Raw genomic sequence first — 14,269 nt, 5'->3', positions numbered from 1 at the left:
TTTATGCTAAAGTTTTTGCTGATAATACCGTTTTTTTTTCTGTCAGGCTGCGGGGAGGATCACTGTATTAAGCCAGAAAATTTATCAGGTTTGCGTGAAAAACTAGATATAGTGTCAACAGAGCAGAAGTGGGTTGATTCCGGTGTTAATATTTCAGGTGGAATAGGAGTAACAGAGATTAATATAGTGCCTAGCAAGATTAATTTTTGTCCTATGCAGTATGCAGATTTTGCAATTCGACCTGGGAGAAATGACGTAACATTACCATTTGCACTTAAAAAAGGCGATACGATAAGCTTTAGTGTGATTGGAAGTAAAGTGTGTAAAGATAAAGAGAGTGAGACAAAAATCAGGTATGTAAAAATTGATGAAAAGTGCAGCGAGCAAGAAACGGAACATTTTGCACATGTTTTAAATCAAGAGAAATGCCAAGGTGGCAAGGATGGGATATGTCCTAATAAATATATAATAGGCGATGCGCAATGGTTGAGTGGAAGAGAGTACTGGGATTCAGATTTTTCGAAGTTAGATCAAGATGAAAGAAAAAAGGAAATTGAAAATATTATTAACTCTATAAAACGACAAGGAAAAGATATAGACTGCAGCTCGCTTTCAAGTAGTCAGAAAAGCAAAATAGATACACACATTTTGAATCTTGTCTGTGGGCGTATATGTAAGTTTTATAGTCCTAACACAGGAGGAGGGAATTGCGTTCATGTTGAATATAATACTACAGAATATGAATTGTTTAATTCTATTACTAGCGCTTTAAATAGTTCTGGTGGTAAGTTTGTAGATGCTGAGATTATTGGTAATATTTTAAAGGATGCACAGGTCAAAACTGATGTTCCATACTTAAGAGTTGATATGGATGATAAGAGTTTTGAATATTCGCAATATGGTGGTACATATACTAATTATGATCACAAGGTAAGAAAAGAGCATCCAGTACCAAGGTTAACTTTTAAGTTAGGTAATAAAAATGACAAAGGTGGTTTCAACATAAGAGTAGGGAAGAACCACAGTCTGGAGAATAGTTTGTATATAAGCGTCTCTGACAAACTTCCTGACCATAAGCCTGACGAAACCAAGGGAGATATACCCGTAGATATTAGCAAAGTTCATGACGTTCAATACATGGAAAGCTTAAAAGAAAAGTTAAAAGACAAAACAGGTACCATATATTACGGAATAAGAGACCATGGCTGCGATTACAAAAATGAAGGTCAGTTTAGCATTAACCTCACAACTAAAGAGCCACCTACAAGAACTTTTAGTGCAATATATAATTTCTTTGATGAAAAAGTGAAAACTGCATTTTTTGGTTCTAGTTATAAAGACTCTAACGCAATTCATTCTGATACTAGTCCTGTAAAGTCTCTTTACGAAAGTTTTATAAAATCAAGCAGAACAAATACCATTAGATCCACGATAATATCGCTGTTAGTATTATACATAACCTTATATACCCTTTACTACTTTTTTGGATTAACTCATATTTCTATATATGAATTTTTAATTGTATGCGTAAAGATAGGAATCATCGCCCAGCTGTTGCAGGATAATAGCTGGAACTTTTTTTATAACAATGCATTCTCTATGCTTATTAACACTCCAAAACAACTAATAGAAATAGCAAATTTTAGAGGCACTACTTCAAATGTTTTTGAGTTTCTTGATTTGCCGCTCAATAGGTTCTTGTCATCGCATTCAGTATTGTTAATAGTGTCTCTTATATTTTCTGGCCCTTTGGGCATTGTATCTTTTTGCTTGGTGATTTGGGGTTTAATCACAGTGAGCTTATCTATTTTCAACGCCTTATTTTCTTTTATTACATCTATAGCAATAGTTGCGTTATTACTTTCTTTAGCACCTATTTTTATTATTTGTCTTTTATTTGCATATACTAGGCAGATGTTTCAAAACTGGGTTAAAAATTTAGCAAGATTTGCGATTCATCCAGTAGTGCTTTTAATTTTTATATCACTGATAAGTCAAGTTATGGATTATATCATATATTCAGTATTTGATTTTGAAGTCTGCTCTACGTGTATACTTAGTATTAACCTAAAGATTTTTAACCCTTGTATCTTCTATGGTTATGCTTCCAAGTATACACCTAATATTACCGCTATGATGGCTTTTGTTATTTTGGGACACGCTATGAAAGCTTTAGTTGAAGCTTCTTCGACAATATCTGACTCGTTGTTTAATGTTTATGTAGCAAGCGAACCTGGAAGACAGTATCAACAAAGCTTAATGGGAACAGTAGGGTTAGACGAACAAAGCGTTCAAAGAAGAGGAGGAGGTGCTTCTCAACAGTCAGGTGCGTCAAGACCTCAAATACCACAAGGGACTCAAAGGTCAACGCCTCTGATACCACAACCAGGAAGACAGCAATGATAAGTAAAAGATCACTATTATTGATACTGTGTCTTGCAATCACTGGTTGTACTATGGATTGTGTTGAGCCTGGGTTGCAGAGCAGAAACACTAGCGTTAATGTGGACGTTCCAGTTCATAAAGCCGATAAAATTCATTGGGTTGATTCTGGTCAAGTAATTAGCAAGGGTGAGGAAATCAAATTCACCCTCGATGGATCAGTAAATTTTTGCCCTTTTAAAGAAGGTAAAAATCCAAGGAAAGTACTTGTGCCAGCTAGCTTTTGTGCTGATGGCTCAGAACCAAATTATAGTAAAGCTGCAAATATTAACGATGTGCCTAATAATTATGGCGTTGATGAAAAAGGCGTAAATGAAAACGAATTGTGCGGCGGTAAAGGATTTGGCAGCAATAGACGTTATGTAGACACTGGAATAAAAGTAAGTCCTGGTGATAAGTTAAGCTTTAGCTTAGTTCCCAGAAAAATAACAATTGATTATGACAATCCAGGAGGGAAAGGCATCAGTTTTGATGACAATTGTTATAGAGCTGAAGAAGGAGGTGAAAAAGTGCCAGCAAGGGAAATATTGAATGTTAGCGAGAAAAAAGAATTTTTTTGTGAGGGCAAGGATGGAAAGAGAAATAAAATAAAATTTTTACCTCTTGATAAAACAAAAGCAAAGGAAAGCAAAGTGCTAGTTGGCAATGGGTATACCCCATATGATAATAAGGTACATTTTAATAAAGGTTATATTCAAGACAACGAACCATGGATATATGGCTCGCTACTCGATTTACGCCGCGCTAAAATAGGATTGAACGAATTATGTGATGGAAAAAACTGCGATTCTAACGAGGTGAAAAAGTACAGCTCTTATGAGCTTAATTGTTACTATCAGAACGTGTGCTATACCGAGAAGGGTATATGGAATTATACATATAAAGACAAAGAACGGAACTGTGTCTCTTCTATAAGGTATAGCAAATATGATAAAGGAAATAAATGTGACATGTATTCTCACCTTAAAGAAGTTGAAGATAAGCTTAAGAGGATAGAAGAAAATAAAAGGGGTCCCATGCAGATTAACGTTGATTTTACATCAAACACTGAAGAAGATATCTCATGGGCTGAGGCTCTTGTTGCAAAAATTGGTGATCTTGATAATCATGATGCTGCTAAAGGTATTCAATGTCTTCCAGAGGAAAAGGGTGCAAAAGGGGATAATGTGTGTTCACAAATTAAAGATGAATTTGGAGATTTTTCTCTGAGGTTAAATCATGACTATCCAATAGGAAGTGTAACACTTGGTAGTAGTGTGATGCTTGCTATAGCAGATTATGGTCACTATGAAGCTAATAGGGGTGGGTACCATGTTAAAGTGACTAGATCATGTGAATATATTAATGGCGAAAAACTGTATGTGTATTTGGGTGATAACCCACCTAAAGATTTGCATGGTGTAGGAACTAATGATTTCAAAGTGGTAAGAGAAAGAGTGGACGGAAAAGATGAGTACACCATATTAGATGTAATAAGCGGAAAACACTTTCAGAACAAAGAATCTAAGAAGATATATTTTGGTATTGATGTAAGCAACGTAGAGAAAGATGACATTACGGACAAAAATGGCAAATATTACGAAAACAATAAGTATAGTGTAACTTTATTTGTCAAAAGAAAAATTAATGATTTTATTTCATCAAATATAAACGAGATATTTGGTTTTATGAAAAAAGAAGTAATTGGTGACAGCGTTGAAGATTCATACAAAGGATATGCAAGAGGTTTTCTTCAAGGAGTAAGAGCTTTGCTTACTCTATACGTTATATTTACTGTCGTTGGCTATATGCTTGGAACAATACAGCTAAGTAAATTTGATTTCATTGTAAGAATGTTCAAGATAGCATTTATAGCTTTTGCCTTTAGCGATAGAAGCTGGGAACTTTTTGGTACAACTTTATCCAGACTTTTTGTAAATGGTAGCACTTATTTAGTTAATAGCTTTTCTGGCTATATAGGGGAAGGGGAGGAGAAATTTGCATTCTTAGACTTAACAGCAGGAGTATTATTCACAGCAGAAACTTGGTTAAAGTTTTTATCGTTGATGCTCTCTGGTCCTTTTGGCTTTATTGCATTTTTGGCAATACTCTACGCTACTTTTGCGTTTTTAAAATGCATTATTAGCGCTACGTTTAAATATGTAATATCTACTGTTCTAGTAGCGTTTTTACTGTCATTAACACCTTTGTTTATCGTGTTTATTTTATTTCAACAGACTAAACCCTTATTTGATAACTGGATAAAAACGCTGGCTCACGTTGCAGTACAACCAGTTATTTTATTTTCATCTTTATCTCTTTTAAATCAGTTGATGTATTCAGTTCTATACAATCTCACAAATTTTTCTGCATGCTATCAATGTTTAATTAGCGTAAATTTCTTATCGTATGATCTATGCTTGATGAAATCAATACTGCCTCTTGGATACAGTCCTGGCACTAATGTTGATGTTGCATTAAGTACCGGAGAAAGGGCTGATGGGCACTTTGCAGCGTTGCCCATAGATCTGATCCAAGCATTTATGTACTTAATTATTGCTAATGCAATGGAAGCTTTTGTTTCTATATCAGAAACTATGGCGCAAGCACTATTCGGCTCTGGTTTTGGGGTTGCTCAAAGTGTTAGCAAAGTTGCCGGTAGCGCATCACAAGCTATACTGTCAACCGTTGGCCTTGATGATAAGACCCAAAGTATGATACAGAGTATCAAGCAGAAAATGAGTAAAGATCGGGGAAAAATTGAGGCTAGATTGCCTGATACACCAAATCAATCAAACAAAAAAGAAGATTCTAAAGGAAGTTCTGATAGAACAACGGGTGATGATTCTGATAGGCCTAAAAAACAATCAGGCAAGCAAGAAATTCCTGATGAAATAATAAGAAGTAATTCTAGTGATCATGAAGCTAAAAACAAGAATGGAGAGGAGTAAGATATGAATGATGTTATGGAGTAACTAATTAAAAAGATATTTTAAGTAAAGTTTTAGAAATTTATTTCTGTATTTGGAAAAAGTTTAGATATGCAATCACGCTTAGGCAAATGTTGGTTTAGGGTATTACTTCTTGCAGCTTATGTGCTGATCACAGGTTGTAGTAAGAGCGATATGCCTTTTCCAAGGTGCATATCTGCTGACTATTTTGGTCCTGAACCTATTGCAGTAAGCGCCCATTTTTCAAGCGACCACAATGAGTTTATTCCAGAAGATGGAGAAGTCATTGACCCTGAAACTGGCGAAATTAATTATGGTTTTCACCATAACCAAGTGGTGAAGTGGAAGGATACCGGACTCGAAACCAATGGAGATAGTTTAGAAGTGCGAGTTAATGGCGCATGGACGTCTTGGAGTAATAATAACAAGAAGGAATCTAAAAAAGGCAGTTATAACTTACAAAGCTTGGAGCAGTTAAAATATGCAACTAAATTTGAAGGCAAGTCAGGCGATAATAGTCTACCTAACTTTCACTTAGTTTGTAATGATTATAAACCTAGCATAGAAAAATTTTCAAGTAATCCTAATGCAAGTTGCACTGTAAATTGCAAGTGCATTAATGAAGATGATAGCGCAAATACAGTATCACGTGGTGCTCCATGTTGGTTTACCAATGGTCATGGTGCTTATCTTTTGTTTAAAACGGGGAAAGATGATCCTAACGAAAATCTAAAGTTAATGCGCGATCCTCAATATCCTACTGTACATCTAGGTTACAACTCCGTGGCAGAAAATGGGAGCGGTCTTTTTACTTTAGACAGAGATAGCACTAAATTAAAAGACAGAAATTGTAACCCGGTGAAATTAAAAAAGGGATGGAAAATATATGTAAAAATATTAGATAGATATTACTTAGATAATGCAGGTGGCTACTCTTTTGAGTTCTTAAGTGGAGTGCAGCAGCCAAGTAGTTTTGGGTTTTTTGATTACATTTATAACTATCTAAAATGTGTATTATTGATTAACGAAAATTGCAAAGAACATTTTAATAGCAATGATCCTGCAGTTGCACAAGCTATGTTCGAAAATATAGCTGAAAAAAGTACGAGCTTTCACAATTTTGTTCTTTCCTTGCTTGTTCTATTTGTAATGATTTCATCGCTTCTTTATCTTTTTGGCATGATACGAGAAACTAAGCATGATATGCTCATCAGAATGATGAAAATCACTCTAGTAATAGTGCTTATATCTCCTGGAAGTTTTAGATTTTTCTATGATCATTTTCTTGTTTTATTCGTTAAAGGTCTTGAACAATTGATAAGTGTAATTACTAACTTTGCTCCCAACATGAACACCGGAAGTATTGCTCAAGGAGATGAAGCTAAGTTGTTTAGCTTCATGGAGGACATGTTCAATAAGTTTTTTGCTTATTCTGTTTGGAAAAAGTTTGCAGCGTTTTTACATTACCAAATGTGGGCAAGCCTCCTTATGATACCAGCAATTTTCATAGGGATTGTGCTATACTTCTTGTTGTGCTTGTATGCTTACATAATATTTCTTTCTGGCTTTATGGGTATAGCTTTTCTTATAGCTATCATGCCACTGTTTCTAATTTCTATTTTATTTTCACCGCTGAAAAGTCTATTTGAAGGTTGGATAAAATTTTGCATCAGTTTTTGTTTACAGTCGATTATGATATTTACCCTGCTGTCATTGCTGGCTTCAATTATAATGAACACCTTTTATAGACAACTAGGTTTTACTGTATGCTACAATAAATGGTTTGAGGTAAAGTTATGTGCTCCAAAATGGGTGTTTGGCGGTTTTTGTATCGTTGATAAGCAGTACTTTGGTTGGACTCCAGGGCAAATTTTTGTACCTTACACTCTTGGAGAAGCTTCTCCGCTGAACGTAGATAAAAACATAGAAGGTATAGAAAAGATAAGCAGAGAAGGTGGTACAATAAAATTTACTGGTGGCGCTGGATATATCCCGCTTCCACCGGATTACCCTAAAGATAAAAATGGTGAACGTATAAAAGGGTTTCGTTATATAGATTATCCTTTCTTTAATCCAATTCCTGGTACTAAAAAGAATCCAGCAGACCACTATATTGCAGAAAGTGATATGGTAGTTAGTAATGGCTGTAGTGCAAAAGATCTAGTACGCTTAACAAATAGTTTATCTCATGCATCAGAAAAGGCTGATATCTTATTGCTGATTAATAGTATAAATAGAGAAATAGATATAGACAGTAAAATAAGAGAATTTTACTGCAGGTCAGTAGATGAGAAATGCAGCAATTATCGGGAGATGATGAATGATTATAGAAATGGTATCATAAGACCAGATCTCAAAAGAGAGATGAAGTCTTTAGTGCAGAGAGTAGTAGAAAAACAAGGTTGTAGAATACTGAAACTTCATGATTTATATAAGGATCCCAACAGTGAATACTGTCAGAAATGTAAAGATTGTGAGGATTGCAAAAATTATCAAGAAAATAGCGATTACCAAAGGGTGCAAGACATACAGAGAGGTTATTTAATCAATGCAGGGGAAATCTTTGTGTTATTCTTGCTTTCATTTTTAATGTTCTCCTTACGCGAGTTCGTACAACAAATGGGCTCAAGTATAGCTAGTGGTGGATTCAGCGTTTACAATATATCCAGCATGTACGCAGCATCACCTGTAACTGGTTTAATGCAGGGATTAAAACAACAGGTACAAGATAAAATTGGTGGAGGGTTAGAGTCTTTAGGCAGTTGGGCTACTCATTTACCGGATAGATTAGCCGGAGGTACAGCTAATCTACTGGGCAGGATACCAAGAGTTGGAGGAGTGCTGAAATACGCTATTGATGTGCCACGTAAATTTGTAGATGCTACTATTGAAGCAACAAAATTTGTGACATCACCTGAAAATGATGTTGATAAGCTCGAGGAAAAAATCTACAGGGCGTTTGGAGTTGATAAAGAAGATATTACGCACAGAAGGATCGGTAAATATTTAGATTATTATAAAGGATATGTAGGATCACATTTGGGCTACACAATAGAAGATGCTATGAAATTTACTTGGGAGCATGGCCTTGACTCTATAGGAAAGCATGGCTATGATCATACCCTACTCTATAGAGCAAAAGAATATAGGCGAGATTTCTTAGAGAAGCTTCATGATTACACTATCGGCCGTAAGAGAGAACCAGAAAAAGATAAGCTTGATCAACCGGTCAAAAGGAAATTACCGGAACCAATGAGGAAACCAGATGCAAAAGGAGAAGAGGATTGAAGATGAAGACTAATAAAAATTTCAAAGGCCTTGATTATTATAAATTGCAGCAAGACGATGATGGCAACATAAAGTTAAATGACTACGACGACATTTTAAATGCGCGTAGGGCGAGAGTAGATCTACTATTAGATAACACACCGGACAACAATATCGACCTCACTAGGTTAAATAAAGCTTTGAGTGAGAAATTTGTAGATAATCATAGTTTATTGTCTGAATTTGATAAGGAAGACAAAGAGATTGCACAAGAAAGGCTTAAGGTGTTTAGTATTTTAGAAAGCCTTGAAGACCTTAAAAGCGTGAAAAGTGAAGATCTGTTGGAGGTTAGCTTACTGCTGTCGGATCTTAGCTTCATAGAGAGAAATGTTGTACTAAATACCGATCAGAATTCTGATCTAGCAGAGTTTAAAAGTCTATTTATCGAAAAAAAGGCATCTGGTGAAGAGTATAGTGAAGAAGAATGTAAAGGCTTTCTTGATAATATAGATAAAATCAATACTATAATTAAGTTAGAGTTAGAAAGCAGAATTGAAGGGCTAAATCATGATGAAGAAAACGATCATGATGATTTACAAGATGAGATTGGTCAAGCAATTAATGCAGCAGACAAATCAGAAAAAGATAACGGATGAGTCTTGTGTTTGTGTTTTTCTTACAAGCGGCTCGATAGCTTCTCTCTATTAAACTGCTAAAGCCATATTGACATTAATCATATAGTATAAATAATTAATTATTTTGGAGCTTATTTAATATGCTACGCATCATTGCAGGCAAATATCGCGGAAGAAAAATAACTACAGGTAAGCATTTAGCTGCACGGCCAACTATGAGTATTGTCCGAGAAGCAATATTTAACATGCTTTCCTCAAGGAAACCTATTTATAACTTGAATGTACTTGATTTATTTTGCGGAAGTGGCTCTTTTTCATTTGAAGCGCTTTCTCGCGGTGCTAAACATGCATTCATGGTAGATTCAGACTATTACAATTTGCAACTGCCTAAAAAAACAGCAGAAGATTTTGGAATTACGGACAATGTCACGCTAATTTGTTGCAGTGCTAACAAATTGCCACAACCTATTTCAAAGTGCGATGTAGTTTTTATAGACCCACCTTACAATAGCAATCTAGTTGAATCAACGTTGAATGGACTAGCTCACTCAGGCTGGTTAAGTGATGATGCATTGATAATTCTAGAGATTAGGAAAAACGAAGGTTTTGAGTGCAATAAAAACTTCAGTATAATCTTGGAACGCACCTACGGTATAGCAAGAATAATTTTTCTTTCTTTACTCACTTAAACTTCTGCCTGAATACTTATGACACAGTTGCTATTTTTTATACGGACTGGTTCTATGTGTATTAATTCTATTTCTGTCAATTTTCCAGAGAAACCACTTTCTCTGTACTTCTCTAGATCAAAATTTTTATTAAATTCAGAGTCTATTAAATATTTATGTGCGTCATTAATAAATTGATTTTCTTTTTCTTCATACTTTTTTATACTACCGTTATCTTCATGATAAACTAAATGTTCTTTATGATCAGCATGAATATTTTTGCTCTTACACTCCTTGTTTTGAGGATCATGTTCAAGTACTATATTTTGTCTGAACGTTTTGCTAGTGGATTGATCATCGTCAAGTTTACCAACGAGTTGTGCTTCCTGTGGAATTACAGTATCGCCTTTCCTGCCAGCAATTAATACAGGACATTTTGTATTCTCTATAATCTCTCGTGAATTAAATTCCAATCTGCAACGACTAAACCAAAAATTCAAGAATTTTGCAGGAAGCCGTCTTATGAAAAAATTCCCTACCCCATGAGGAAAGTTATTAGTTGCATCCTTAAGCGAGCTATAAGAATTACTATGAATTAGCGTTAAATAAATCCCTTGCTTTTCAAACCTTTTTAAAACTTCTGCTGCAATTCCTCCTCCAAGAGAGTTAGTATCCAAAATTATATCGTTTGGACGCACACCTTTTACAAGTAACATGTTTACCATTGCCATTCCAGCTTGAACTAACTTTTCACCGTTTGTTAGAAATTTACATAGTGCTACAACCTTCTTTCTCTCCAAAAGAAACTCTATAATATCCTCTATATCTTTTTCCAACTCTTGATCACAAGCTTCTGCATCTCTTTTCGAATCTTTATCTATAAATTCTTTTTTATAACGCTTTATCCACTCAGGGCTGACTTCATTTTCCAAAAAGCCTTTTATTCTATGTACAACAAACCTTTCCTTAACAAAGTGAAAAAATACCCATAAGAAAGCTACAACAAAAAGTATGGTAGCCAAAGTCGATAGTACTGAAGACGTAAAAAATAGTCCTGTAAGTACCTTTTTTGATTTTTGATTCTGGTATGCCAAGTATAACGATACAATAGAAGCAGTGGACAATATAGCAGAACATAACCATAGTGATACTATTCTCCTATTGAATTTTTTTTCTTCGGCATTTAATTCTTTTTGAAAGAATTCTGGATTAACAATTCTAGAGAAATAGGGATAGTCAAAATAATGCTTAACTAACTTACTTTCTTGCTCCTTAGGTGCATCTTTACCAAGAGCATTAACCTTAATACACTGAAGTACTCCAAAAAAGTTTATCACGTGTTTTGCAGTTTCTTCTGGCTTGATATTACCAATGGTATGATAAATAACTTTCATTTTTTTGTTAATAAATATTAACCTGTTTTAACATAAAGATCAAAAAAAACAAGAGAATATAAATATGAATAACCAGTATGATGAAAAGCTTATAAGAAATTTCCTATGATTCCTTTTAAGCGAGTTTTGAATTCTTGAAATGTCATGACATTGTTGATACGTTTATCAAGAAACGATAAAGTATCCGCAAAATCTTCTGAATAATCATTGATAAAAAAAAGTATCGTACTTAAGTACACTCCAGCTAATATTGCTCTTTTTGTATAGTAGTTAAAATCTGTTGATTGGTCATGAATGCCATACCAAATCGCGCTAATAGTTCTGTATAAAAGTTTACTAGAAAAATATGTATTTTTTGGTGATACGGAGAATGATAAAACATTTTTTAAAAGTTCTCTATAATTCGGTAGCTTAGCGTAGTTTGAAAGGCGTATTTGAATAGCTAACTTTACTCGCTCTCGCACTTTCATATCTTCTAAATTAGAATTTCTTAGTTCAGCTTCCATTGAGCTATTTAAGTCCTCTGCTATGTGCTCCAAAGCGCTATATATTCCATTCTGAAATTTGCAAAAGCTACTAGCTAGATTAAGGTCAGTGCACACCTTTAATAGGGTTTCATCGCTTATCCCTTCAAATGGAATAACCCTAATTAGCTTATCTATTATTAACTTTATTTCATCTTGTTCCACGCAACATTATACTAAACAGCACGTGTGATTGTACCTGAGATTTTCAAACATTCTACAAAATGCTTCGCCGCGTTCCTCGAAATTTTTCCATTGATCAAAAGAAGCACACGCGGGAGAAAGTAATATTGTTACTTCTTTTGCACTATTTAAGGCCTCTTCAAAAGCTAGTTTAAGTGCGTTTTTCAAATTGCAACATTTCACGAAATCTACTTTATTCTCCATAGTGTTTGCAAAGGCTTCGGTTGATTCCCCAATAAGAAAAGCTTTTCCAATCCTTGTGAAATGCTTGCTTAATGATTCTATTCCACCTTTTTTGCTTCTTCCACCAACGATCCAATTTATGTTTTCATAAGATAAGATCGCCTTTTCGCTCGACTTTGCATTAGTTGCTTTGCTATCATTCACGAAAAACACATTTCTTATTTTGCCAAGCAGTTCATTCCTATGCCTCAGTCCTGAAAAGGACTTGATTCCATTGATAATAGTGTTGCTATCTACTCCAAGTAGCTTACATACGGCATATGCGGCTGCTATGTTTTCTGCGTTGGATATTAGGTTTATTTTCACGTCGCTTACTGATAAGCTATGACTCTCTAGTTTTAACGAGATCTTCTGGATCCGAGTAGTCAAGCACTGGGATGACAAAGAGGGTGGCTGGAATGACACCGGGGAATATGTTACTGAGATTGGAATTTTGTTTCCAGTGAATTTGTTGAATATATCAGCGGTAATCTCATTGTCACATCCTATCACGGCAACCTCACTACCATTTATCAGTTTTAATTTAGCTGCTATGTAATTCTCCATACTTCCATGCCTATCTATGTGGTCTGGTGTAATATTAAGCAGTACTGAAATGTCCACGTTAATTTCATTCATCAACTCCAATTGAAAAGAGGAGAGTTCAATTACATAAATTTCTGCATCTCTTTCTAGATCCAAAACAGGAACGCCTAAATTTCCACCAATAGCTACTTTTTTCCCTGCAGATTTTAATATGTGCCCTATTAGTGATGTAGTGGTTGATTTACCATTTGTTCCTGTGACGCCTATTACCTTCTGGTTTGTAGTTTTAGCTTCAAGAAATAGCTCAATGTCTGATTTTATTTTGCAATCAAAACTTCTTGCAAGTTTTACTATCCAATGTGGCTCTATTGGCACTCCAGGGCTTAAAACCAATGCACTGATCTCCTGCCAATTATATTCTTTGGGATGAATAAAATTACATTTTTTATACATCATTTTTGCATTTGCTATTTGCTCTTCATGATCATCCCATGCATATATTCTTGCACCACTCTTTATTAGAGCGTTAATGACAGATAAACCAGTTTTACCAAGACCAAAAACCGCAACGTTTTGATTTTTGTATTTGTTTAGTTGCACTGCTAGATACCTTATGCGAACCATTTTATAAAGATATCGTACAAACTACAACAGACTTCTTGCATAGGTCACAACTGTCATTCAATAGAAACAAAAACTTGCTTGACACCCCCCGCCAGCCCCCTTATCATGAAACTGAAGCTATTGTATTTGCTTTCGCCAATCTGCAGATTAAAAGGTAAGGATTACTTAATGTATCGGCGTCTTATGTTCAATTTTTTGCAGTATATAGATACTGTATGTCTTTACAAAACTTCATCTACATCTAGATTTTTATCTAAATAAGCTGAACGCGCTTATAAAGCGTTACAAGACATCAAAAAATGCCAATACTCGACAGAGATAGTAAAAGACTAGCTAACTCGGGGATTCTTTGTCTTTTTTTCTGCTTAGTAAATTTCTTAAACATTTATGACTAAAGGTTAGTTGCATTAAAAAGCAGCTGAGTCGCGGTTATTAAACGTTTAAAACATAAAAAAACGCCAATACTGAAAATAGACAATGACCAGGGCTTCTTTTGCCTTTTTTTTCGTTTGGTAAATTTCTTAATATTTATAGCTAAACGACAACCGTCATCCCGCTGCGTGTTAGCGGCTGAGATACCGCGAATGAATCCACAACTGTACGAACATTGTGATTTGAGAACAATCTCCGCCAGGAAGGGTGTCATCCCAGTGCCCAGACACTGGGATCCAGGAAACTTAATTGCAAGTAATGCATTGGGTTTGGTGAGTATGGGTTTTGCGTTATAGAATGAAGCACTTTTGATGAATTTGTAAAGAAAACTAGATTCCAGTGTCAAGCACTGGAATGACACCGAAGGAGCTACTGGGATGACAGGGGAAGTTGACAATCATC

9 protein-coding genes are annotated in these 14,269 nt (G+C 35.1%); 6 read left to right on the top strand and 3 right to left on the bottom strand.

Annotated features, from left to right (window positions below; genetic code table 11):
- The first annotated feature begins 3 nt into the window (after positions 1-3).
- The 5 genes from ACQH1X_RS06415 to rsmD all read left to right on the top strand — a co-directional run bounded on the left by ACQH1X_RS06415 (position 4) and on the right by rsmD (position 9,963).
- Positions 4-2,403: a type IV secretion system protein gene (locus tag ACQH1X_RS06415; RefSeq protein ID WP_425386044.1), complete on the top strand. Its 2,400-nt coding sequence runs from the start codon at positions 4-6 to the stop codon at positions 2,401-2,403.
- On the top strand, positions 2,400-5,372 hold the full coding sequence (locus ACQH1X_RS06410) for a type IV secretion system protein (protein WP_425386043.1): 2,973 nt from the start codon (positions 2,400-2,402) through the stop codon (positions 5,370-5,372). Before ACQH1X_RS06415 ends, ACQH1X_RS06410 begins: the two co-directional genes overlap by 4 nt.
- 90 nt (positions 5,373-5,462) lie before the next feature.
- Positions 5,463-8,660, top strand: a complete 3,198-nt coding sequence (locus tag ACQH1X_RS06405) for a type IV secretion system protein (protein ID WP_425386042.1) — start codon at positions 5,463-5,465, stop codon at positions 8,658-8,660.
- A 2-nt stretch (positions 8,661-8,662) separates the two neighbouring features.
- Positions 8,663-9,295: a WD_0853 family protein gene (locus tag ACQH1X_RS06400; protein WP_425386041.1), complete on the top strand. Its 633-nt coding sequence runs from the start codon at positions 8,663-8,665 to the stop codon at positions 9,293-9,295.
- Between the two features lie 119 nt (positions 9,296-9,414).
- Positions 9,415-9,963, top strand: coding sequence for a 16S rRNA (guanine(966)-N(2))-methyltransferase RsmD (gene rsmD, locus ACQH1X_RS06395; RefSeq protein WP_425386040.1), 549 nt, complete (start codon positions 9,415-9,417; stop codon positions 9,961-9,963).
- Here the strand turns inward: rsmD and ACQH1X_RS06390 are convergent.
- The 3 genes from ACQH1X_RS06390 to murD all read right to left on the bottom strand — a co-directional run bounded on the left by ACQH1X_RS06390 (position 9,960) and on the right by murD (position 13,435).
- Positions 9,960-11,336, bottom strand: a complete 1,377-nt coding sequence (locus tag ACQH1X_RS06390) for an alpha/beta hydrolase family protein (RefSeq protein WP_425386039.1) — start codon at positions 11,334-11,336, stop codon at positions 9,960-9,962. The two genes, rsmD and ACQH1X_RS06390, sit on opposite strands and share 4 nt — an antisense overlap.
- 89 nt (positions 11,337-11,425) lie before the next feature.
- The gene (locus tag ACQH1X_RS06385) at positions 11,426-12,025 is read right to left on the bottom strand and encodes a COQ9 family protein (protein ID WP_425386038.1); all 600 of its coding nucleotides are present in this window, start codon (positions 12,023-12,025) and stop codon (positions 11,426-11,428) included.
- Between the two features lie 6 nt (positions 12,026-12,031).
- Positions 12,032-13,435 (bottom strand): UDP-N-acetylmuramoyl-L-alanine--D-glutamate ligase, encoded by a 1,404-nt coding sequence (gene murD / locus ACQH1X_RS06380; protein ID WP_425386037.1) that lies wholly within the window; start codon positions 13,433-13,435, stop codon positions 12,032-12,034.
- Positions 13,436-14,019: 584 nt separating this feature from the next.
- Between murD and ACQH1X_RS06375 the strand changes: the two genes are divergently transcribed.
- Positions 14,020-14,163: a WPE palindromic element domain-containing protein gene (locus ACQH1X_RS06375; RefSeq protein ID WP_265035086.1), complete on the top strand. Its 144-nt coding sequence runs from the start codon at positions 14,020-14,022 to the stop codon at positions 14,161-14,163.
- Positions 14,164-14,269 lie beyond the last annotated feature (106 nt).

This window comes from Wolbachia endosymbiont (group A) of Barypeithes pellucidus, from assembly GCF_964030885.1.
Lineage (GTDB): Bacteria > Pseudomonadota > Alphaproteobacteria > Rickettsiales > Anaplasmataceae > Wolbachia.
Note: the sequence above shows the minus strand (reverse complement) of the source record. Positions and strands in the feature narration are given on the sequence as shown.

Excerpts from the sequence above, each read along its gene's own strand:
- ACQH1X_RS06415 (WP_425386044.1), top strand. The coding sequence starts at position 4 with ATGCTAAAGTTTTTGCTGATAATACCGTTTTTTTTTCTGTCAGGCTGC.
- ACQH1X_RS06410 (WP_425386043.1), top strand. The coding sequence starts at position 2,400 with ATGATAAGTAAAAGATCACTATTATTGATACTGTGTCTTGCAATCACT.
- ACQH1X_RS06405 (WP_425386042.1), top strand. The coding sequence starts at position 5,463 with ATGCAATCACGCTTAGGCAAATGTTGGTTTAGGGTATTACTTCTTGCA.
- ACQH1X_RS06400 (WP_425386041.1), top strand. The coding sequence starts at position 8,663 with ATGAAGACTAATAAAAATTTCAAAGGCCTTGATTATTATAAATTGCAG.
- rsmD (WP_425386040.1), top strand. The coding sequence starts at position 9,415 with ATGCTACGCATCATTGCAGGCAAATATCGCGGAAGAAAAATAACTACA.
- ACQH1X_RS06390 (WP_425386039.1), bottom strand. The coding sequence starts at position 11,336 with ATGAAAGTTATTTATCATACCATTGGTAATATCAAGCCAGAAGAAACT.
- murD (WP_425386037.1), bottom strand. The coding sequence starts at position 13,435 with ATGGTTCGCATAAGGTATCTAGCAGTGCAACTAAACAAATACAAAAAT.
- ACQH1X_RS06375 (WP_265035086.1), top strand. The coding sequence starts at position 14,020 with ATGAATCCACAACTGTACGAACATTGTGATTTGAGAACAATCTCCGCC.